Origin of the sequence: Pseudomonas sp. PDM26, assembly GCF_019219185.1 — a bacterium.
GTDB lineage: Bacteria > Pseudomonadota > Gammaproteobacteria > Pseudomonadales > Pseudomonadaceae > Aquipseudomonas.
The window spans coordinates 555,222-576,838 of the sequence record NZ_JAHUWC010000002.1 but is presented as its reverse complement, the minus strand read 5'-3'; the positions used below and the strand labels follow the sequence as shown (position 1 = coordinate 576,838).

At 61.2% G+C, this 21,617-nt stretch carries 19 protein-coding genes; 8 read left to right on the top strand and 11 right to left on the bottom strand.

Going from position 1 to position 21,617, the window contains the following annotated elements; genetic code table 11:
• Positions 1-11: 11 nt before the first annotated feature.
• Together KW849_RS06455 and KW849_RS06450 are read left to right on the top strand one after the other, a co-directional pair.
• Complete coding sequence (locus tag KW849_RS06455) at positions 12-1,343, top strand: PLP-dependent aminotransferase family protein (protein ID WP_218428630.1); 1,332 nt, start codon at positions 12-14, stop codon at positions 1,341-1,343.
• A gap of 86 nt (positions 1,344-1,429) precedes the next feature.
• Complete coding sequence (locus KW849_RS06450) at positions 1,430-2,017, top strand: LysE family translocator (protein WP_218428629.1); 588 nt, start codon at positions 1,430-1,432, stop codon at positions 2,015-2,017.
• 215 nt (positions 2,018-2,232) lie between these two features.
• Here KW849_RS06450 and KW849_RS06445 read toward each other — a convergent pair whose 3' ends face one another.
• Together KW849_RS06445 and KW849_RS06440 are read right to left on the bottom strand one after the other, a co-directional pair.
• Entirely contained in the window at positions 2,233-3,078 is an 846-nt protein-coding gene (locus KW849_RS06445; protein WP_218428628.1) for an AraC family transcriptional regulator, read from the bottom strand.
• Positions 3,079-3,111: 33 nt separating this feature from the next.
• The gene (locus KW849_RS06440) at positions 3,112-3,615 is read right to left on the bottom strand and encodes a VOC family protein (RefSeq protein WP_218428627.1); all 504 of its coding nucleotides are present in this window, start codon (positions 3,613-3,615) and stop codon (positions 3,112-3,114) included.
• Positions 3,616-3,955: 340 nt separating this feature from the next.
• On the opposite strand from KW849_RS06440, the gene KW849_RS06435 reads away from it, so the two are divergent.
• From KW849_RS06435 to KW849_RS06415, 5 genes are all read left to right on the top strand, one after another.
• A complete protein-coding gene (locus tag KW849_RS06435) occupies positions 3,956-5,110 on the top strand; it encodes an NnrS family protein (protein ID WP_218428626.1) in 1,155 nt (384 codons plus the stop codon).
• A 171-nt stretch (positions 5,111-5,281) separates the two neighbouring features.
• On the top strand, positions 5,282-5,737 hold the full coding sequence (locus KW849_RS06430; protein WP_218428625.1) for a (2Fe-2S)-binding protein: 456 nt from the start codon (positions 5,282-5,284) through the stop codon (positions 5,735-5,737).
• Positions 5,738-5,744: 7 nt separating this feature from the next.
• A complete protein-coding gene (locus tag KW849_RS06425; protein WP_218428624.1) occupies positions 5,745-7,913 on the top strand; it encodes a xanthine dehydrogenase family protein molybdopterin-binding subunit in 2,169 nt (722 codons plus the stop codon).
• A gap of 1 nt (position 7,914) precedes the next feature.
• On the top strand, positions 7,915-8,496 hold the full coding sequence (locus KW849_RS06420) for a hypothetical protein (RefSeq protein WP_218428623.1): 582 nt from the start codon (positions 7,915-7,917) through the stop codon (positions 8,494-8,496).
• A gap of 73 nt (positions 8,497-8,569) precedes the next feature.
• Positions 8,570-9,151, top strand: a complete 582-nt coding sequence (locus KW849_RS06415) for a GGDEF domain-containing protein (protein WP_218428622.1) — start codon at positions 8,570-8,572, stop codon at positions 9,149-9,151.
• 141 nt (positions 9,152-9,292) lie between these two features.
• Here the strand turns inward: KW849_RS06415 and KW849_RS06410 are convergent, their stop codons facing one another.
• A complete protein-coding gene (locus KW849_RS06410; RefSeq protein ID WP_218428621.1) occupies positions 9,293-9,718 on the bottom strand; it encodes a VOC family protein in 426 nt (141 codons plus the stop codon).
• Positions 9,719-9,830: 112 nt separating this feature from the next.
• On the opposite strand from KW849_RS06410, the gene KW849_RS06405 reads away from it, so the two are divergent.
• Positions 9,831-10,685 carry a LysR family transcriptional regulator gene (locus tag KW849_RS06405; RefSeq protein ID WP_218428620.1) on the top strand — a complete coding sequence of 285 codons (855 nt, stop codon included), beginning with the start codon at positions 9,831-9,833 and terminating at the stop codon, positions 10,683-10,685.
• A 131-nt stretch (positions 10,686-10,816) separates the two neighbouring features.
• Here the strand turns inward: KW849_RS06405 and fabI are convergent, their stop codons facing one another.
• The 8 genes from fabI to gloB form a co-directional block, all read right to left on the bottom strand.
• Positions 10,817-11,611: an enoyl-ACP reductase gene (gene fabI, locus KW849_RS06400; protein ID WP_218428619.1), complete on the bottom strand. Its 795-nt coding sequence runs from the start codon at positions 11,609-11,611 to the stop codon at positions 10,817-10,819.
• 20 nt (positions 11,612-11,631) lie between these two features.
• On the bottom strand, positions 11,632-13,242 hold the full coding sequence (locus KW849_RS06395; RefSeq protein WP_218428618.1) for an ABC transporter ATP-binding protein: 1,611 nt from the start codon (positions 13,240-13,242) through the stop codon (positions 11,632-11,634).
• A gap of 1 nt (position 13,243) precedes the next feature.
• Positions 13,244-14,263: an ABC transporter permease gene (locus tag KW849_RS06390; protein WP_108215892.1), complete on the bottom strand. Its 1,020-nt coding sequence runs from the start codon at positions 14,261-14,263 to the stop codon at positions 13,244-13,246.
• Position 14,264: 1 nt separating this feature from the next.
• Positions 14,265-15,338, bottom strand: a complete 1,074-nt coding sequence (locus tag KW849_RS06385; protein ID WP_008051869.1) for a microcin C ABC transporter permease YejB — start codon at positions 15,336-15,338, stop codon at positions 14,265-14,267.
• Positions 15,339-15,342: 4 nt separating this feature from the next.
• Complete coding sequence (locus KW849_RS06380; protein ID WP_218428617.1) at positions 15,343-17,184, bottom strand: extracellular solute-binding protein; 1,842 nt, start codon at positions 17,182-17,184, stop codon at positions 15,343-15,345.
• Positions 17,181-19,001 carry an extracellular solute-binding protein gene (locus tag KW849_RS06375; protein ID WP_371319115.1) on the bottom strand — a complete coding sequence of 607 codons (1,821 nt, stop codon included), beginning with the start codon at positions 18,999-19,001 and terminating at the stop codon, positions 17,181-17,183. The genes KW849_RS06380 and KW849_RS06375 overlap by 4 nt, the downstream gene beginning before the upstream one ends.
• Positions 19,002-19,308: 307 nt before the next feature.
• Positions 19,309-20,739 carry a transglycosylase SLT domain-containing protein gene (locus tag KW849_RS06370; protein ID WP_218428615.1) on the bottom strand — a complete coding sequence of 477 codons (1,431 nt, stop codon included), beginning with the start codon at positions 20,737-20,739 and terminating at the stop codon, positions 19,309-19,311.
• Positions 20,740-20,838: 99 nt separating this feature from the next.
• The gene (gene gloB / locus KW849_RS06365; protein ID WP_218428745.1) at positions 20,839-21,606 is read right to left on the bottom strand and encodes a hydroxyacylglutathione hydrolase; all 768 of its coding nucleotides are present in this window, start codon (positions 21,604-21,606) and stop codon (positions 20,839-20,841) included.
• Positions 21,607-21,617: the final 11 nt, after the last annotated feature.

Genomic DNA, 21,617 nt, shown 5'->3' with positions numbered 1-21,617 from the left:
TACATCTCGACATGCCTCGATCCCGCTACAAAACCCTGGTGGATGCCTTTGCCGCCGACATCCGTTCCGGGCGTCTGCCGCCCGGCACGCGCCTGCCGACTCACCGGCAACTGGCCACCGAGCACGGTTTGGCGCTGGTCACCGCCAGCCGGGTGTATGCCGAGCTGGAGGGCATGGGCCTGGTCAGCGGCGAAACCGGACGCGGGACCTTTGTCAGGGAAACCTCGTTGCCGCCGGGGCAGGGCATCTCACAGCACGTGGTGGCGGCGGGGATGATCGACTTGAATTTCAACTATCCGTCATTGCCCGGTCAGGCCGACCTGTTGCGCACTGCCTTGCGTCAGTTGGCGTTGTCCGGTGACCTGGAATCCCTTCTGCGTTATCAGCCCCACGCGGGGCGCCTGCATGAGCGGGCTTCGGTCGCGCGTCATCTGCTTGAACGCGGGCTGAGCGTGCCGGCCGAGCAGGTGTTGATCGTCAGCGGCGCCCAGCATGGCCTGGCGGTGGCGATGATGACGCTGCTCAAGCCCGGCGATGTGATCGCCGCCGATGCGCTGACCTATCCCGGTTTCAAGACGCTGGCCGAAACCCTGCATCTGGAAATCTTGCCGATTCCGGTCACCGATACCGGGCCCGATCTGCCCGCCCTGGAAAAACTCTGCCGCAGCCGATCGGTGCGAGCCGTCTACTCGATGCCGACCTTGCATAACCCGCTGGGCTGGGTGATGGACCTCGATCAGCGCGAGCAGTTGGTGGCGATTGCGCGCCGGCATGACCTGACGATCATCGAGGACGCCGCCTACGCATTCCTGGCCGAAAACGTACCGCCACCGCTGGCCGAGCTGGCGCCGGAGCGGACGGTGTACGTGTCGGGACTGTCGAAAAATGTCGCCACCGGGCTGCGCGTCGGGTTCATTGCCGCACCCGCGCAATGGATCGCCGCCTTCGAGCGCACCGTCATGGCGACCACCTGGAACACTCCCGGCGTGATGACCGCCATCGCCACGGCCTGGCTTGACGATGGCACCGTCAGCCAGCTCGAGGCGCAAAAACGGGGGGATGCCCAGGCCAGGCAAGCCCTGGCCCGCGAGGTGTTGGCGGGGCTCAGGACCATCGGTCACCCGAATTCCTACTTCATCTGGCTGCCGTTGGCGGATGACGCCCGGGCCGACCAGATCGCCATGGCGCTGATGCGCGAGCAGGTGTCGGTGTCGCCGGCCGAACCCTTTGCGATATCAGCCCATGTGCCCCACGCGATACGCCTGGCGCTGGGCTCCGTGGACATGGGCTCGCTGCGCGTTGCATTGACCAAGGTGAAAAGCGTCGTGGATTACTACTCATAGCGATACAGGGCAGTTTTCTTCAATACGCGAGTCGCTCGGCTCTTTACCTTGAGGGCCTTGTTCAACTCGATGGAAGAAGGTGTGCAATGAGTCTGATGATGTCCATGGCGGCGTTTGCGCTGGTCGCCTCGATAACGCCGGGGCCGGTCAATATTGTGGCGTTGAGCTCCGGCGCGCGCTTTGGCTTTCGGGCCAGCCAGCGTCATGTGGCCGGGGCCACGCTGGGGTTTGTCTTGCTGTTGGTGCTGATGGGGTTGGGCCTGCATGAGTTGTTGCAACGCTGGCCGGCACTGACACAGGGGGTGCAATGGGCGGGCGTGGCCTTTCTGCTGTACATGGCCTTCAGGCTGGCGGCTGACAACGGGCAGGTGCAAGCCAGGGAAGCGGCGCAGGCCCCGTCGATGTTGTATGGCGCCATCATGCAATGGCTCAACCCGAAGGCCTGGCTGGCCTGCGTGGCCGGCATGGGCGCGTTTGTCGCCGATGGCGAGGCGCGGCTGGTGTGGCAGTTCGCGGCGATTTATCTGGTGATCTGCTATGTGTCGGTCGGTTGCTGGGCGTATGCCGGGACGTTTTTGCGCGGTTTTCTGAATAATGCGGCGGGGATGCGTCTGTTCAATCGGCTGATGGCGTTGTTGCTGGTGGTGAGTGCGGTGTATCTGTTGCTGCCGTAACGGCCGGATGCTGTGGCGAAAATGCTTGCAGCACAGCTTTTGTGGCGAGGGGGCTTGCCCCCGTTGGGCGGCGAAGCCGTCGCAAGACCTGTATGCAAGGTTTGTCTGAACAAAAGCGGGGGCCGCTTCGCAGCCCAACGGGGGCAAGCCCCCTCGCCACAGACTCAACCAAGCCACAGACTCAACCAAGCCACAGATTCAGTCAGGCCACAGACTCAGCCAGTGCCACACCCCCGATACTGCCCCGGTGTCGCCGCCAGGTGCTGTTTAAACGCCCGTTGAAAGTGCGCCTGATCGGCGAACCCCGCTTCCAGTGCCACGTCCGCGATCAGCTCGCCGCTGCGCAATTGGTCCTGGGCGAACTGGATGCGCCGGTTTACCAGGAACGCGTGGGGCGTCATGCCGTAATGCTGTTTGAAGGCGCGGATCAGGTAGGACGGTGACAGTTGCGCCGCCTCGCAGATGTCTTCGAGCTTGAGGGTTTGCGTGCAGTGGTCGCGGATGTAATCGGCAGCACGCTCCAGCTTGAAATTGGGTTCACGCAGCGGTGGGTCGATCGGGTTCAATCGCTGCTGCACATCAGTGAAAAACTCCACGGCCGCGCTGTGCTTGCACAAGACATCGTGCTGCGGATCGACCAACACTTCATACAGGCCCGCGAGGCCGGCAAACAGGTCAGTGTCCCGCGTATGGGTCACCGAGAAGCGGCGAAACGCAGCGTCATCGCTGAACCCGAGCTGATGCTGCAAATCGGCCAGCCACGGCGTGTCGACGTACAGCATCAGGTACGACCAGGGTTGGTCTTCGATCGGGTTGCAGGCGTGGACGTCGCCGGGGTTCATCAGCACGACCGTGCCGACGCTGATCTCGAAGGCCGACTGCTCATGGAGATAGGTGCTGCGCCCGGCGGTGATCGCCCCGATGGAAAAGTGCTCGTGGGCGTGCCGGGTGTAGCAGACTTCGCGCCCGTCGGCGATGGAGCGGGCTTCGATGAAGGGCAGGGCGTCATCGCGCCAGAAGCGCGGGGCCTTGTCGGCGTTCTTGGCAACGGCGTGCTTCATGCTCACTCCTGGGCAGGTCAGTGTCCGAGTGTATTAGCTCTCGCCGTCAAAGGCTCGTTGCAGTGCAGCGATATCGAGTTTTTTCATCTGCATCATCGCCTGCATGGCCCGTTGGGATTTTTTCGTGTCGGGGTCTTTGATCATGTCCATCATCGCCACGGGCACGATCTGCCATGACAGCCCGAACTTGTCCTTGAGCCAACCGCATTGCTGGGCCTCGGGCGCGCCACCGGCCGACAGGTTGCCCCAGTAATGGTCGACTTCTTCCTGGGTCAGGCAATTGACCTGAAACGACACCGCCTCACTGAACTTGAATAACGGCCCGCCGTTGAGACCGGTGAAACTCTGCCCGTCGAGTTCGAAGCTGACGGTCATGACCGAACCTTCCGGCCGGCCATGGAGCTCGAAACCGGCATGGCCGTAGTAGGTGACGGCAGTGATTTTCGAATGGTCGAAGATCGAACAATAGAATTTCGCTGCCTCTTCGGCCTGATCGTCGAACCACAGGCAGGGTGTGAGTTTTTGTACGCGTTGCATGGTGCCAACTCCTCTGCAGATTGCGCATGTCCCGGACTTTCAGCGTAGTCAGCCTCTGGTCGCTCGGCCGTACCGTAGATCTAGAAAATTGCCGCAGGGTCGCTAAGGTGTAGTCGAAATGACTTTGTGTTGAGTCAAACAGACTATCTGTGTATCGAGTCTTTATGACTCGTATGAGCGCAAATACCTGGATCTGAAGGGGTAAATACCTGGCACGGGACTTGAACAGATAAACGTACAACTGAACGCCTTCAGGAGTACGCAAAATGTTCAACTTCTTCAGCAACCCTCAGAACGTTCTTCATCTGTCGAGCCGAGGCCTGGCCCGGATGGTGGCTTGATGCGCCGGTTTGCCGTTGCACCGGTTTTCAGTCTGGGCTTTCGACCGTTCTTTCTGGTCGGGGCCGGTTTCGCCGCCATCGCCGTGGCGATCTGGGCCTTGTGGTTGTACGGCCGCTTGCCCGGTGCGCAACCGTTGGGCGGCATGCTCGCCTGGCATCGACATGAAATGCCTTTCGGATTTGCCTCGGCCATCATTGCCGGGTTCCTCCTGACCGCGGTGCCCAACTGGACCGGCCGGCCGGGGCTCAAGGGCTGGCCGCTGATCGGCCTGGTGCTGGTGTGGCTGCTGGCGCGGCTGACCTGGTGGTTGCCCGTGCCGGCGCCCTTGCTGCTGGCCTTGCAAGTCCCGTTTCTGCCGCTGTTGGGGTGGGTGTTGGGATGCGATCTGCTGGCTGCGGGCAAGCGCGAGAATTATCCGATTCTGTTGATGGTGACGCTGCTGGCCGGGTGCCAGGCGCTCACGTTGTTGGGGATCGCCGTCGATGACGCCAATCTGCAACGCCATGGCGTGCTGGCTGCCTTGTGGCTGGTGGGCGCGCTGATGAGCGTGATTGGTGGGCGGGTGATCCCGTTCTTCATTCAGCGCGGCTTGAACCGTTCGGCAACGCCAGCGGCTCATCCGTTGCCGGGCAAGGTGTTGCTGGTCAGCGCCATGTTGGCGGCGGTGTCCTTTGCCGCGGGATTGAACGACGTCCCCCGTGTGTGGCTGGCGCTGTTGTTTGCATTGATCAGCGGTTTGCATCTGCTGCGATTGTGGCGCTGGCATGATCGTGGCCTGTGGCGCGTGCCGCTGCTGTGGTCGCTGTACCTGGCTTACGCCTGGCTCGCGGTGGCGACGCTGGCGATGGCGCTGTGGCACCTGGGCTGGATGCCGCAGCAAAGCCTGGCCACCCATTCGCTGGCCGTCGGCGGTATCGGCGGGTTGATTCTCGCGATGATCGCGCGGGTCAGCCTGGGGCATACCGGGCGAATGTTGCAGCCGTCCAGGGCGATCGTTGCGGGGTTTGTCCTGTTGTTGCTGGCGAGTGCGTGTCGGGTATGGCTGGTGCCTTTTTCCGGTTTCGGATTGGCGCTGTCGGCACTGTTGTGGTGTAGCGCCTTTGCAGTTTTTGTCTGGCGCTACACCGGCATTTTAATGGGGCCAAGGCTCTAGCGAACGTTTCCTGGCCGCCCGTCGAGGCGGCCTTTTGATGACCGGTGGTCGATGCGCCACGGCCTGCCGGTAAATTTGCGCTTAGCTGAAGGGATAGCCCGAGGCGCGCGCAGGTTGTACAAGGCCGCAGCGACGCCCCTTCAGATCACCGTGAGTCTGAGGAATTGCGCCATGCTGACCCTGAACATCAATGGCCAGGATCAGGAGCTGGATGTCCCCGCCGACATGCCGCTGCTCTGGGTCTTGCGCGATGTCGCCCACCTCACCGGCACCAAATTCGGTTGTGGCATAGCCCAATGCGGAGCCTGCACCGTGCACGTCGATGGCGCGCCGCTACGCTCCTGCATCACACCGGCCACCGCCGTGGCCCATGGACAGAAGATTCTCACCATCGAAGGTCTGTCTGCAGACGGTTCGCATCCGGTGCAACAGGCCTGGGCAGAGCTTGACGTGGTCCAGTGCGGTTACTGCCAGTCCGGGCAGATCATGTCGGCGGCGGCGTTGCTGGCGAAAATTCCGCAACCGACCGACAGCGACATCGATCAGGCACTGTCCGGCAACATCTGCCGCTGCGGCACTTACCCGCGGATTCGCGCGGCGGTCAAGCGCGCCGCCGCGCTGGGTTGAGGTGGCCATGAACAGCATCAACGCGTTATCTCGCCGTGGTTTTCTCAAGGGCAGTGCGTTGCTGGGTAGTGGACTGGTGGTCGCCTTTGTCATTCCTGGCGCTCATCGGTTCGCCATGGGCGCAGAGAACCAGGGCAATGTGTTTGCGCCCAACGCCTTCCTGCGCATTGGCAATGATAACAGCGTCACCGTGTTGCTCGGCCATTCGGAAATGGGCCAAGGCATCTGGACCGGCCTGACCATGCTGGTCGCCGAAGAACTCGACGCCGACTGGTCGAAAATCCGCGTCGAGCATTCCCCGGCATCGGCCGCCGATTACGGCATGCCCGGGTTTGGCGGGATGCAGATCACCGGTGGTTCGACCTCGACCTGGATGGAGTTCGACCGCTATCGCCAGGCCGGCGCGGCGGCACGCTTGATGCTGATCGACGCGGCGGCCAAGCGCTTCAACGTCGCTCCATCCGAGATTCATACCGAATCGGGCGTAGTCATTGCCGGTGAGCATCGTGCAACTTATGGCGAGTTGGCCGATGACGCCGGGCAATTGCCACGGCCGGACCCAGCCTCGATCAAGCTCAAGGACGCCAAAGACTGGCGGCTGATCGGTAAACCCACCAAGCGTCTGGACACGCCGGAGAAAATCACCGGCCGGGCGAAATTCGGCATGGACGTGCAGTTTGACGGGCTGATGACTGCGATGGTCGCCCGTTCACCCAGCTTCGGCGGTAGCGTCAAATCCTTCGAAGGCGCCGAAGCGCTGGCGATTCCGGGGGTGCACAAAGTGGTGCAAGTACCGACAGGCATCGCGGTGATCGCCGATCATTTTTGGGCGGCGAAGCTGGGGCGCGATGCGCTGAAAATCGAGTGGAACCCGGGGCCGAATGCCGGGCTCAATAGCCAGGCGCTGCTGGAAAGCTTTCGCAAACTTGCTGCCACCCCCGGCCTGAACGCCGGTCAGGCCGGTGATACCCAGGCTGCGCTGGCGAAAGCGGCCAAGACGATTGACGCTGAATACAGTGTGCCTTATCTGGCGCACGCGCCGATGGAGCCACTGAACTGCACGGTGAGCATCACCAAGGACAAGTGCGAAATCTGGACCGGCACCCAGTTCCAGACCCTGGATCAAATGGTCGCCGGGAAAATCACCGGGCTCAAACCCGAACAGGTCGAAATCCATACCCAGTTTCTCGGTGGCGGCTTCGGGCGTCGGGCCAATCCGACCTCGGACTTCGTCAGCGAAGCGGTGTACGTCGCCAAGACCGCCGGTGCACCGGTGAAAACCGTTTGGGCGCGGGAGGACGACATCCGCGGTGGCTATTACCGCTCGGCGTTCCTGCACCATGCGCGCATCGGGCTGGGTGCCGGCGGCCTGCCGCTGGCCTGGAAACATGTGCTGGTCGGGCAGTCGATCATGGCCGGGACTTCCCTTGAAGCGAGCATGGTCAAGGACGGGATCGACAAGACCTCCGTCGAAGGCGTGGCCGACAGCCCTTACTTTGAAGGACTGGCCAATCACCAGATCGAACTGCACTCACCGAAAACCGGGATCAGCGTGTTGTGGCTGCGTTCGGTGGGGCACACCCACACTGCGTTTGTCATGGAATCGCTGATCGATGAGCTGGCTACGGCGGCCGGCAAGGATCCAGTGGAATATCGACGCACCTTGCTCAAGGACCATCCGCGCCACCTCGGTGTGCTGAACCTCGCGGTGGATAAGGCCAACTGGACCGCGCCGCTGCCGGACGGCCATGCACTGGGTGTGGCGGTGCATGAATCGTTCGGCAGTTACGTGGCCCAGGTGGCCGAGGTGTCCCAGGACAACCTCGCCATCCGCGTGCACCGGGTGGTGTGTGCGGTGGACTGCGGCATTGCGGTCAACCCGCAGAGCATCGCTGCGCAAATGGAGTCGTGCATTACCTTTGGCCTGAGCTTCGCCTTGCACAGCAAGCTGACGCTCAAGGACGGGCAGGTGGTGCAGTCCAACTATCACGACTATCAGGTGCTGCGGCTCAACGAAATGCCGGTGGTCGAAGTGCATATCGTACCCAGCAGCGACAAACCCGGCGGTATCGGCGAAGCCGGTGTGCCACCCACGGCACCGGCGGTGGCCAACGCGGTGTTTGCCCTGACCGGGCAGCGCCTGCGGGAGCTGCCGTTGCAGCTGTCGGGGGTGTGAGATGAAACGACATCATTGGTTGCTTGGGACGGTGATCCTGATCTGTCTCATCGCCTACGCATCGCACGTGTTCGCCGAAGACCGCGAGGCCTTGCAGGCGTTCGACACCGTGCAGAAAGTCTTCCAGAGCCCGCGTTGTCAGAACTGCCACATTCCCGGTGATTCGCCGCTGCAATTCGATGCCGGCGTGCCCCACGCGATGAATGTCGTGCGCGGCATGGACGGCAAGGGCTCGGCCGGGTTGCCCTGTGCAACGTGCCATGCCCAAAGCAATCCGCCCGCCAGTTACGGTCCGCACGCGCCGCCCGGGGCGCCACACTGGAGCCTGCCGCCGGCAGCACAGCGGATGGCCTGGATTGGCCTGCCGGCCGACCGGCTGTGCGCGATGATCAAGGATCGCTCCAGCAACGGCGACCGGGATTTCGCCGCGCTGATCAAACACGTCAGCGACGACAAACTGGTGCTGTGGGGCTGGAGTCCGGGCGGCAATCGCGCGCCGGTGCCGGTACCACACGATATCTTCGTCACCCGGTTCAAGCGCTGGGCCGATGCAGGAGGGCCGTGCCCTGTGGCGGGTAGCTGACCAGCGGCACGCTAACAGGGAGTCAATGCGGGCATGGGCGACTCTAATGAACATATCCGCCAAGGAGTGAACGATGTTGATTTCAGGTAAAGCGGGCAAATCGGGTCGATCCGCAAACCCGTTGCTCACGCCACAGCAAGAACGTGAACGGTTGCGGGATCTGGCGCGTCAGGCCGAGCAAGAGCTGGCGGGCGTGCAAATGGCGAGCATGGACGAGCTGACGCTGCTGTCCAATCGCCATGGCTTCACCGAACTGGCCAGGCTCGGGCTGGATGCTTGCCGGGAGCTGGAGACGTCGGCGACGCTGCTGTTCTTCACCCTCGATGAATTCAAACACATCTGCTATCTGTATGGCCGGGCCAAAGGTGACGATGCGTTGAAGACATTCGCCGATGTCCTGCGTATCGGTTTTCGTGAAAGCGATGTAGTCGGCCGACTCGAAGGCGACCGGTTCGTGGCGTTGCTGACCGGTTCCAGCGTCGTGGAGATTGAGGCGATCAAGGCCCGGCTCAATGAGATTCTCGATGAGCGCAACGCCACGGCGCATCGCAGTTATGACATTCGGTTCAGTGTTACCCAGGTTGAATATGACCCCGTTGTTCATGACTCAATCGAGGAACTGCTGGGTGAGGCCGAGCGGGTGATGAGCCGTTAGGTCGGAGTTGTGTTGGCGGGCCTCATCGCGAGCAGGCTCGCTCCTACAGGGTTTTATAGTGAACCGGCAATTTGCGAACAACGCCGGTCATTGTAGGAGCGGGCTTGCCCGCGAAGGCGGCCTGACAGGCACCGCATATCCTCACTTGGCAAACAACTGCCCAATGTCCTTGAACGCCTTGAACTCCAGCGCATTACCGCAAGGATCAAACAGAAACATCGTCGCCTGCTCACCCACCAGCCCCTGAAAACGAATCCCCGGTTCGATCACGAAGCGAGTCTCCAGCGACTTCAGCCGCTCGGCCAGCGCCTCCCATTCCGCCATCCCGAGCACCACGCCAAAATGCGGCACTGGCACATCGTGACCATCAACGGCATTGGTGTGCGCGGCTATTTGCGCAGGGCTTTTCGGTGCCAGGTGAATCACCAGTTGATGACCGAAGAAATTGAAATCCACCCAATGGTCGCTGGAACGACCTTCTTCCAGACCAAACACTGAACCATAGAAATGTCGGGCGGCCGGCAAGTCGTAGACCGGAATGGCCAAGTGAAAAGGGGACAGTTGCATCAGGCGAACCTCGGTGTGGGTGGGAATGTGTCGAGTTTAGCTCTGTGCTTTTTGATTGAAAGACGATAATTTTTGCGTCGAGCTCAAATTATTTCGATCAATCGAGGCCGCCATGCTGCGAGAACTGAAAACCTTTATCGCGGTGGCGCGTTACGGCACGTTTGCCGCTGCGGGCATGCACATCGGCCTGACGCAATCGGCGGTCAGCGCGCAGATTCGCAACCTGGAACAGGCCCTTGGCATCCGTCTGTTCGACCGCACCGGGCGTCAGGCGCTGCTCAACGCGGCGGGGCAGCGTGCGTTGCCGATGGCCAGGGAAATGCTCGAGACCTTCAGTCGCATGGCCGTCAGTGACGATGTCAGTGAGTACCGTGGCGAACTGAAAATTGGCGCGGTGGCGACCGCCCAGACCGGGCTGCTGCCCCAGGCGCTGGTGCGCTTGCGCCAACAGGCGCCCTTGCTGGAGCCCAAGCTGGTGCCCGGTGTGTCGCTGAATCTGTTGAGTCAGGTGGACACGGGAGAAGTGGACCTGGCGATCCTGATCAAACCGCCGTTCGAGTTGCCCAAGGAATTGTCCGCGCAGGTGATTCGCCGGGAGCCGTTCGTGCTGATCATACCGGCGGATCTGGACGGTGATGATCCGTTGCAACTGCTGGCCCGGCACCCGCATGTGCGCTACGACCGCAATTCGTTTGGCGGGCGGCTGGTGACGCGGTTTCTGCGCGAACAGAAGATTGAGGTGCAGGTGGCCCTGGAGCTGGATGAACTGGAGGCGATTGTGAAAATGGTCGAGTGTGGCTTGGGGGTTTCGCTGCTGCCAGAGGCGGGACTTTGGCTGGAGCATGGGGCGAAGGTCAGGGTGATCCGCTTGGGCGAGTTGACGTTTTACCGGGAGATTGTCTTGTTGCAGCGCTACAGCCAGCGAAATCAGCCGATTCAGCGGTTGTTTGCGAACTGCTTGCCCTGAAGATCAAAAGATCGCAGCCTGCGGCAGCTCCTACAGAGATTAATGTAGGAGCTGCCGCAGGCTGCGATCTTTTGATTGTAGTGCCCATAAAAAACCCGCCAGAGGAGGCGGGTTTTTTGGCTGACCGAAGATTACTCTTCGAGGCTGCCCATGGCCGTGGTGTTGAAGCCACCGTCCACGTACATGATTTCACCGCTGATGCCGGACGCCAGGTCCGAGCACAGGAAGGCGCCGGCGTTGCCGACTTCGTCGATGGTGACATTGCGACGCAGCGGGGTTTGCGCTTCGTTGGCGGCCAGCATCTTGCGGAAGTTCTTGATGCCGGAAGCGGCGAGGGTGCGGATGGGACCTGCCGATACACAGTTGACGCGTGTGCCTTCCGGGCCCAGGGAGCCGGCCAGGTAACGTACGCCGGCTTCCAGGGAAGCCTTGGCCATGCCCATGACGTTGTAGTTCGGCATGGTGCGCTCGGCGCCCAGGTACGACAGGGTCAGCAGGCTGCCGTTGCGGCCTTTCATCATTTCACGGCCAGCCTTGGCCAGGGCCACGAAGCTGTAGGCGCTGATGTCGTGAGCGATGCGGAAACCTTCACGGGTGGTGGCTTCGGTGAAGTCGCCGTCCAGTTGGTCGCCCGGTGCGAAGCCTACGGAGTGCACGATGCAGTCCAGGCCGTCCCACTTCTTGCTCAGTGCTTCGAAGACCTTGGCGATTTCTTCATCGCTGGCCACGTCGCACGGGAAGCACAGCTCAGGGCTCGACCCCCAGCCTTGTGCGAACTCTTCGACACGACCCTTGAGTTTGTCGTTCTGATAAGTGAAGGCAAGCTCAGCGCCCTCGCGATGCATGGCGGCAGCGATGCCGGATGCGATGGACAGCTTGCTGGCGACACCGACGATCAGTACGCGCTTACCGGCGAGAAAACTCATGTGTTGCTCCTCTTTTCAGGTTATTGCGCAGTGGCCGGAGCCAGAAAAGCGGCTTCCAGCAACTGCTGTGTATACGGATGTCGGGGGGCGGCAAAAATGCTTTGCGCGTCCCCCTGTTCGACCACTTGGCCATGCTTGACCACCATCAACTGGTGGCTCAGCGCTTTCACCACAGCCAGGTCATGGCTGATAAACAGATACGTCAGGTTGTACTTGGTTTGCAGCGAACGCAAAAGCTCCACTACCTGGCGTTGTACCGTGCGGTCGAGGGCCGAAGTCGGCTCGTCCAGCAAAATCAACGCCGGTTTTAACACCAATGCCCGGGCAATGGCGATTCTCTGCCGTTGCCCGCCGGAAAATTCGTGGGGGTAGCGGTGCCGGGTTTCCGGATCCAGGCCTACCTCCTTGAGTGCTGCAATGATCGCTTGTTCCTGTTCCGCTCCGGTGCCCATCTTGTGGATCCGCAGGCCTTCGCCAACGATGTCATTCACGCACATCCGTGGGCTCAGGCTGCCGAACGGGTCCTGAAACACCACTTGCATCTCCCGCCGCAGCGGCCGGACCTGTTGCTGCGTCAGGCAGTCTAGCTGCTGGCCTTCAAAACGAATCGCGCCTTTACTGGCGATCAAGCGCAATATCGCCAGGCCCAAGGTCGATTTGCCGGAACCGCTTTCGCCCACGATCCCCAGGGTCTGGCCCTGGAGCAGGTTGAAATTGATGCCGTCGACCGCTTTGACGTAATCCACCGTGCGTTTGAGCAGGCCTTTCTTGATCGGAAACCAGACTTTCAGGTCCTCGACCGCCAGCAACGGCGGGCCGATCACGTTGCTTGCAGGCTTGCCGCCGGGCTCCGCTGCCAGCAGTTCCCGAGTGTACGGATGCTGCGGCGCGCGGAACAGCTCTTCGCACGATGCCTGTTCGACGATGCAACCTTGCTGCATGACACATACGCGATGCGCAATTCTTCGCACAAGGTTCAAATCGTGGCTGATCAGCAGCAGCGCCATGCCTAATCGGGCCTGCAGTTCCTTGAGCAATTCGAGGATTTTCAGCTGTACGGTCACGTCCAGCGCGGTGGTCGGCTCATCGGCGATCAGCAGTTCCGGCTCGTTGGCCAGGGCCATGGCGATCATCACCCGCTGACGCTGGCCGCCGGACAGCTCGTGGGGCAGGGCCTTGAGGCGCATGTACGGCTCGGGAATGCCGACCATCTCCAGCAGCTCCAGGGTGCGTTTGGTCGCGACCTTGCCGGTCAGGCCCTTGTGGATGCCCAGCACCTCGTTGATCTGCTTTTCGATCGAGTGCAGGGGATTGAGCGAGGTCATCGGCTCCTGGAAGATCATCGCAATGCGGTTGCCGCGAATGTGACGGATGGTTTTTTCTTTCAGGTCCAGCAGGTTCTGCCCGGAATATTCGATGGTGCCGGACGGGTGCCGGGCGAGCGGGTAGGGTAGCAGGCGCAGGATCGAATGTGCGGTGACCGATTTACCGGAGCCGCTCTCGCCGACCAACGCCAGGGTTTCACCGCGCTTGATGTCGAAGCTGACGCCTTCGACCGCCCGCTGGCAGCGATTGCCGACGACAAAATCGACGGCCAGGTTGCGCACTTCGATCAGATTGTGCTGATTCATTTCACTTCCTCGGGTCGAAGGCATCGCGAGCTGACTCGCCGATGAACACCAGCAAACTCAACATCAAGGCCAGCACCGCAAAGGCGCTGATGCCCAGCCAGGGCGCCTGCAGGTTGGATTTGCCCTGGGCCACCAGTTCACCCAGGGACGGGCTGCCTGCCGGCAGGCCGAAGCCGAGGAAGTCCAGGGCGGTCAATGTGCCGATGGCGCCGGTGAGGATGAACGGCATGAAGGTCATGGTCGAGACCATCGCGTTGGGCAAAATGTGGCGGAACATGATCGCACCGTTCTGCATGCCCAGGGCGCGGGCGGCGCGTACGTATTCCAGGTTACGCCCGCGCAGGAATTCGGCGCGTACCACGTCCACCAGGCTCATCCACGAGAACAGCAGCATGATCCCCAGCAGCCACCAGAAATTGGGTTGCACGAAACTGGCGAGGATGATCAGCAGGTACAACACCGGCAGCCCGGACCAGATCTCCAGGAAGCGTTGCCCGGCCAGATCCACCCAGCCACCATAGAAACCCTGCAAGGCCCCGGCGAACACACCGATGATCGAACTGAGCACGGTCAGGGTCAGGGCGAACAGCACCGAAATGCGGAAGCCGTAGATCACCCGGGCCAGCACATCGCGGCCCTGATCGTCGGTGCCCAGCAGGTTGTCTGTCGAGGGCGGGGCCGGGGCCGGGACTTTCAGGTCGTAGTTGATGCTCTGGTAGCTGTAGGGAATCGGCGCCCACAGCACCCAGGCGTCCTTGGCCTTGAGCAGTTCGCGGATGTACGGACTCTTGTAATTGGCTTCCAGTGGAAATTCGCCACCGAAGGTGGTTTCCGGGTAACGCTTGAGCGCCGGGAAGTACCAGTTGTTGTCGTAATGCACCGCCAGCGGCTTGTCGTTGGCGATCAGCTCGGCGCCCAGGCTTGCGCCAAACAGGATCAGGAACAGCCACAGCGACCACCAGCCACGCTTGTTGGCCTTGAACAGTTCGAAGCGTCGGCGATTGAGAGGGGACAGGTTCATCTCAATGCTCCCGGCTTTCGAAGTCGATACGCGGATCGACAAAGGTGTAGGTGAGGTCGCCGATCAGTTTCACCACCAGCCCCAGCAAAGTGAAGATGAACAGCGTGCCGAACACCACCGGGTAATCACGGTTGATCGCCGCTTCGAAACTCATCAGGCCGAGGCCGTCGAGGGAGAAGATCACCTCCACCAGCAACGAGCCGGTGAAGAAGATGCCGATCAGGGCCGAGGGGAAACCGGCGATCACCAGCAGCATGGCGTTGCGGAACACGTGGCCGTAAAGCACGCGGTGGTTGGTCAGGCCCTTGGCCCTGGCGGTGATCACGTACTGCTTGTTGATTTCGTCGAGGAAGCTGTTCTTGGTCAGCAGGGTCATGGTCGCGAAGTTGCCGATCACCAGTGCGGTCACCGGCAGCGCCAGGTGCCAGAAGTAGTCGAGGATCTTGCCGCCCATGCTCAGTTCATCGAAGTTGTTCGAGGTCAGCCCGCGCAACGGGAACCAGTCGAGGTAACTGCCACCGGCGAATACCACGATCAACAGGATGGCGAACAGGAATGCCGGGATCGCGTAGCCGACGATGATCGCCGAACTGGTCCAGACGTCGAAGTGGCTGCCGTGCCGCTTGGCCTTGGCGATCCCCAGCGGGATCGACACCAGGTACATGATCAGCGTGCTCCATAGTCCGAGGGAGATCGAGACCGGCATCTTTTCCTTGATCAGGTCGATGACCTTGGCGTCGCGGAAGAAGCTGTCGCCGAAATCCAGCGATGCATAGTTCTTGACCATGATCCACAAACGTTCCGGCGCCGATTTGTCGAAGCCGTACATGTGCTCGATTTCCTTGATCAGCGCCGGGTCCAGGCCCTGGGCGCCGCGATAGGCGGAACCGGCCACCGAGACTTCGGCGCCGCCGCCAGCGATGCGGCTGGTGGCGCCTTCGAAGCCTTCGAGCTTGGCGATCATCTGCTCCACCGGCCCGCCCGGGGCGGCCTGGATGATCACGAAGTTGATCAGCAAGATGCCGAACAGGGTCGGAATGATCAGTAGCAGTCGCCGAAAAATATACGCCAGCATCTGATTACTCCGTGCCTGCAGGATCGGCCTGCAGTGTGGTTTCGACTTCTATCGCCGGCTTGATGTCCGGCTTGACCCACCAGGTGGCCGTGCCGATGTCGTATTTAGGCGAGACCTTTGGATGGCCGATGTGGTTCCAGTACGCCACGCGCCAAGTCTTGATGTGCCAGTTGGGTATTACGTAATAGCCCCATTGCAGCACCCGGTCCAGCGCGCGGGCGTGGGCCACCAGGCTGTTACGCGAATCGGCGTTGATCAGTTGCTCGACCAGTTGGTCGACCACCGGATCTTTCAGGCCCATGGAATTGCGGCTGCCGGGCTTGTCGGCGGCGTCCGACATCCAGAATTCCCGCTGTTCGTTACCTGGCGAGTTGGACTGCGGGAAGCTGCCGACGATCATGTCGAAGTCCCGGGAACGCACGCGGTTGATGTATTGCGAGACGTCGACCCGGCGGATCACCAGATCGATGCCCAGATCACTCAGGTTGCGCTTGAACGGCAGCAGCACCCGTTCGAATTCGGTCTGGGCCAACAGGAACTCGATGACCACCGGTTTGCCGGTGGCGTCGACCATCTTGTCATCGACGATGCGCCAACCGGCCTCCTGCAGCAGTTGATAGGCTTGCCGTTGCTGGGCGCGGATCATGCCGCTGCCGTCGGTGGTCGGGTTCTGGAACGCTTCGCTGAACACTTGCGGCGCCAGCTTGCTGCGCAACGGCTCGAGGATCGCCACCTGTTCGGCATCAGGCAGGCCGGTGGCGGCCATTTCCGAGTTCTCGAAGTAACTGCGGGTACGCACATAGGCACCGTTGAACAGTTGCTTGTTGGTCCATTCGAAGTCCAGCAGCAGCGACAAGGCCTGACGCACGCGCACATCCTGGAACACTGGGCGGCGCAGGTTGAAGACGAATCCTTGCATGCCGGTCGGGTTGCCGTTGGGAATCTGTTCCTTGACCAGTCGACCTTCGGTGACCGCCGGAGTGTTGTAGGCGTTGGCCCAGTTTTTCGCGGTCATTTCCAGCCAGTAGTCGAACTGCCCGGCCTTGAGCGCTTCCAGGGCCACGGTGTTGTCGCGGTAATAGTCGGTGGTCATCACGTCGAAGTTATAGAAACCCCGATTGACCGGCAGGTCCTTGCCCCAGTAATCCTTGACGCGCTCATAGCGCACCGAGCGTCCGGCCTTCACTTCGGCGACCTTGTACGGGCCGCTACCCAGCGGAATTTCCAGGTTGCCCTTGTTGAAGTCGCGGTCGGCCCACCAATGCTTGGGCAGCACCGGCAACTGGCCAAGGATCAGCGGCAGCTCGCGGTTGTTGGTGTGCTTGAACTTGAACAGTACGGTCAGCGGGTCTTCGGCGACCACTTCGGCCACGTCGTTGTAGTAACCGCGGTACATCGGCGCGCCGTCCTTGGTCAGCATCTGGAAGCTGAACACCACGTCCTCGGCGCGTACCGGATGGCCGTCATGGAAGCGTGCTTCGGGGCGCAGGTAGAAGCGCACCCAAGCGTTGTCCGGGGCTTTCTCGATCAGGCGGGCGATCAGGCCGTACTCGGTGAACGGCTCGTCCAGCCCTTGCTTGGCCAGGGTGTCGTAGATCATGCCGATATCGTCCGCCGGCACGCCTTTGCTGATGAACGGGTTGAGGCTGTCGAAACCGCCGAAACCGGCCTGCCGGAAAATCCCGCCCTTGGGCGCGTCGGGATTGACGTAATCGAAGTGTTTGAAGTCGGCCGGGTATTTCGGTGGCTCGTTGTACAGGGTCAAGGCATGTTGCGGGGCGGCGCAGGCCAGCCCGGCGAACAACAGGCCGCTGGCCTGCAAGAGCAGGGTGCGGATGGGTTTCATTGATCTTTCTCCGAAGATTTCAGCCACCACGCGTTCAGGCCCAGGGTATAGGGCGGCGTGGTGACGAAGGCGAGCCGGTTGCGGTACGCCAGGCGGTGATAATTGAGGTACCAGTTGGGAACGATGTAGTGCTGCCACAACAGCACGCGGTCGAGGGCCTTGCCGGCGGCGACTTGCTCATCGCGGGTCCGGGCGGCCAGCAACTGCTCGAGCAGATGGTCGACCACCGGGTTGGTTATGCCGGCGTAGTTTTTGCTGCCCTTGACCCCGGCCTGGCTGGAGTGAAAATACTGCCACTGTTCCAGGCCCGGGCTGAGGGTCTGGTTGAGGGTCATCAGAATCATGTCGAAATCGAATTGGTCCAGGCGCTGCTTGTATTGCGCGCGATCGACGGTGCGCAACCGCGCATCGATGCCGATGCTGGCCAGGTTCTCGACGTAAGGCTGGAGGATGCGTTCCAGATTCGGGTTGACCAGCAGCAACTCCAGCCGCAAGGGTTGCCCGGTGGCGTTTTGCATACGCTGGCCACTGAGCTTCCAGCCGGCTTCGGCGAGCAGGCCAAGGGCTTTGCGCAAGGTCTCCCGGGGGATGGCGTGCCCGTCGGTCTGCGGCAGACTGAACGGCTCGGTAAAGAGCCTGGCTGGCAGCTGTTCACGATAGGACTTGAGCAACAGCCATTCATGTCCGACCGGCAAACCGCTGGCCGAGAACTCGCTGTTGGGGTAGTAGCTCATGGCGCGATGGTAGGCGCCGCTGAACAGCGTGCGGCTGGTCCATTCAAAGTTGAACATCAGCCCCAGCGCTTCACGGACCTTGGCGTCCGAGAATGCCGGGCGACGGCTGTTCATGAACAGGCCCTGGGTCTGGGTCGGGATCTGGTGGGGGATCTGCGCCTTGATCACGTCACCGCGGCGTATGGCCGGGAAGTTGTAGCCAGTGTCCCAGTTCTTCGCCTGATGCTCGATGTAGATGTCGAATTCACCGGCCTTGAACGCCTCGAACGCCACGTCGCTGTCGCGGTAGAACTCGACTTCCATGCGGTCGAAGTTGTACTTGCCGCGATTGACCGGCAGGTCCTTGCCCCAGTAATCCTTGACCCGTTCGAAGACGATCTGTCGTCCTGGCGTGACCGACGTGATGCGATATGGCCCGCTGCCCAACGGCGGCTCGAACGTAGTGGCCTTGAAGTCGCGACCTTCCCAGTAGTGCTGCGCCAGCACCGGCATTTCACCCAGGCGCAGGATCAGTAGCGGATTGCCGGCGCGCTTGAATACGAAACGGATTCGCTGCGAGTTGAGAATGTCGACCCGCAGCACTTCCTGAAGGCTGGTGCGGTACAGCGGATGGCCTTCCTTGAGCAGCACGCGATAGGAGAACGCGACGTCGTAGGCAGTGATCGGCGTACCGTCATGGAAGCGTGCTTCGGGGCGCAGGTTGAACACCACCCAGCTGCGGTCCTCGCTGTACTCCACGGACTGGGCAATCAGGCCATAGCTGGATGCGGGCTCATCACCCGAGGGTGCGTACTGTCCGGTGCCGACCATCAGCGGTTCGTTGAGCTCGTTGATGCCGTATTGCAGGAAGTTCGGTGTGGTGACCGGGCTGGTGCCCTTGAAGGTGTAGGGGTTGAGCGTATCGAAGGTGCCAAACGCCATGACCCGCAACGTACCGCCCTTGGGCGCTTGCGGGTTGACCCAGTCGAAGTGGGTAAATCGGGCCGGGTACTTGAGCGTGCCGAATTGCGCATAACCATGGCTTTCGCTGATCGTCGCGCTTGCGGTGGAACTCAACGCCAGGCTGATCAGGAGCAGGGGCAGGGGACGCTTCAAATAGGAGATCCGATCCAGGCGGCTTGGGCTTTGTGGACCGTACAGTAACAGCTTGTATGGACAGGAAAAAGACGGGGGGTTAATGAGCGGTTAATTGCTGCGGGCAGGTTTGGTCGAGCACGAAACCTGTGGCGAGGGAGCTTGCTCCCGTTCGACTGCGAAGCAGTCGCAAAACCATTGCGCGCGGGGGTGCTGAGGCACCGAGATGCAGGTTTTAGGGGTGCTTCGCACCCCAGCGGGAGCAAGCTCCCTCGCCACAGAAGATAAAAACAGCCCCTGGATTCAGGGGCTTTTTTTAATGCGGATTGGCCACCGTCAACATCTGACCGGGCTTCAGCGCCTGGCCGACACGCGGGTTCCAGCGCTTGAGGTGCTGCATCTCCACGTTGAAGCGCTTGGCCACGATGTACAGCGAGTCGCCTTGCTGGACCTTGTACGTGGTCTGCTGTTTTTTGGTATTGGCTGCAATCACGGTGTTGACGCGCCCGGAGCTGCGTTTGCTGTTGTCCTGCATGACCAGGGTCTGGCCGGGCTTGAGGTTCTTGCCAGTCAGCTTGTTCCAGCGTTGCAGGTCCTTCACGTCAACGTTGTTGGCCTTGGCAATGGAGCCGAGGTTGTCACCCCGCTTGACCCGGTAGGAGCGCTTGACGCTGGCGACCTGAGTGTCGTCGGCACCTTCGAAGACCGGCTTGAGCGATTTCTTGCTGATCAACTCTTCAGGACGCATGGTCTGCAGGCTGCTGGTCAGCAGTTGCGCCTTGGACGTCGGCACCAGCAGGTGCTGCGGGCCGTCGATGGTGGTGCGCTGCTTGAAGGCCGGGTTGAGCTGGAACAGTTCGTCTTCATCGATGTTGGCGACTTCAGCAACTTTGGACAGGTCCATGCGCTGGTTGATTTCGACGACCTGGAAGTAGGGTTCGTTGGCGATCGGGTTGAGGTTCACGCCGTAGGCTTCCGGCGCCATCACCACTTGCGAGAGTGCCAGCAGCTTTGGCACGTAGGCCTGGGTTTCGGCGGGCAGCGGCAGGTTCCAGTAGTCGGTCGGCAGGCCCAGACGCTCGTTGCGCTCGATGGCCCGGCTGACGGTGCCTTCGCCGGCGTTGTAGGCCGCCAGGGCCAGCAACCAGTCGCCATTGAACATGTCGTGCAGGCGGCTCAGGTAATCCATCGCGGCGGTGGTCGAGGCGGTGATGTCGCGACGGCCATCATAGAAACGGGTTTGACGCAGGTTGAAGTAACGCCCGGTGGAGGGGATGAATTGCCAAAGACCCACCGCGTCGGCCCGGGAATAGGCCATCGGGTTATAGGCACTTTCAATCACTGGCAGTAGTGCCAGTTCCAGCGGCATGTTGCGCTCTTCAAGGCGTTCGACGATGTAATGAATGTAGAGGCTGCCACGTTCGCCGGCGTTTTCGAGGAAAGATGGATTGCTGGCGAACCAAAGGCGCTGTTGCTCGATGCGCGGGTTGACGCCCAGCCCGTCCTGCAACTGGAAGCCCTGGCGCATACGCTCCCAGACGTCCTGCGGAATTTGCGGGCTGGGTTTTTCGCTGAGCCAGATCGGCTTCTGCTTGGCGCGCGCGGCGATGTTCTGCGCGTGCGCCGCATCGGTCTGCGGCGCATGGCTGGAACAGCCCGCCAGGGTGGCGGACACAGCCACCGCAATGGCTTGAGCCAAGCGGGTCAATGCGTCTGAACTGATGGCTTTGCGAATAGGTGACGACATTGGCTGGAAGTAAGTTCCGGGCAAAAATGTCGGGCGATTCTAGAAAGGGCACCCTGCGCGGTCAACCTTTCAGAATTGTTGCAACCTGGCCAGATCCCTTTAGAACGTGTCTTTCCACGCTCGAATAGCAGCAAAAACCATATCGGGCGCCGAGTTATCGGTGCCGGTCCGTTCGTCCGCTTTTTCTTTAACGGATGTTTCACCGGAGCGCAAAAACGGGTTTGTGAGCTTTTCCAGTGCCAGTGTCGACGGCAGCGTCATGATCCCGGATTCCCGTTGGCGGGTAACTTTGGCCAGGCGCTCGGCGGTGCCCTGATTGTTCGGTTCGACGGCCGCCGCAAACTTCAGATTGCTGAGGGTATATTCGTGGGTGCAGTAGACCAGTGTGTCTTCCGGCAACGCAGCGAGGCGCATCAGCGAGCTGTACATTTGCTGTGGCGTGCCTTCGAACAACCGCCCGCAGCCGGCGGCAAACAAGGTGTCGCCGCAGAACAGCAAGCCGTGATGGTAATAGGCGATATGCCCCAGGGTGTGGCCAGGGACCGTGAAGATATCGAAGTCCAGGCCGAGCACACTGACCTTGTCGTTGTCCTTGAGCGCAACGTCCCGCGCCGGGATCGTTTCGCTGGCCGGACCATAGACTTTCGCGTCCGTCGCTTTTTTCAGCAACTCGACGCCGCCGACGTGGTCATGATGGTGATGAGTGATCAAAATATCACTCAGTACCCAGCCCGGATTGGCACCGAGCCAGGCCTGCACGGGGGCGGCATCACCCGGATCGACGACCGCGCAGCGCTTGCTGCCGTGGTCTTGTAACAACCAGATGTAGTTGTCGGTGAAGGCGGGCAGGGCAGTGATCTGTATCATCGTCGGATTCG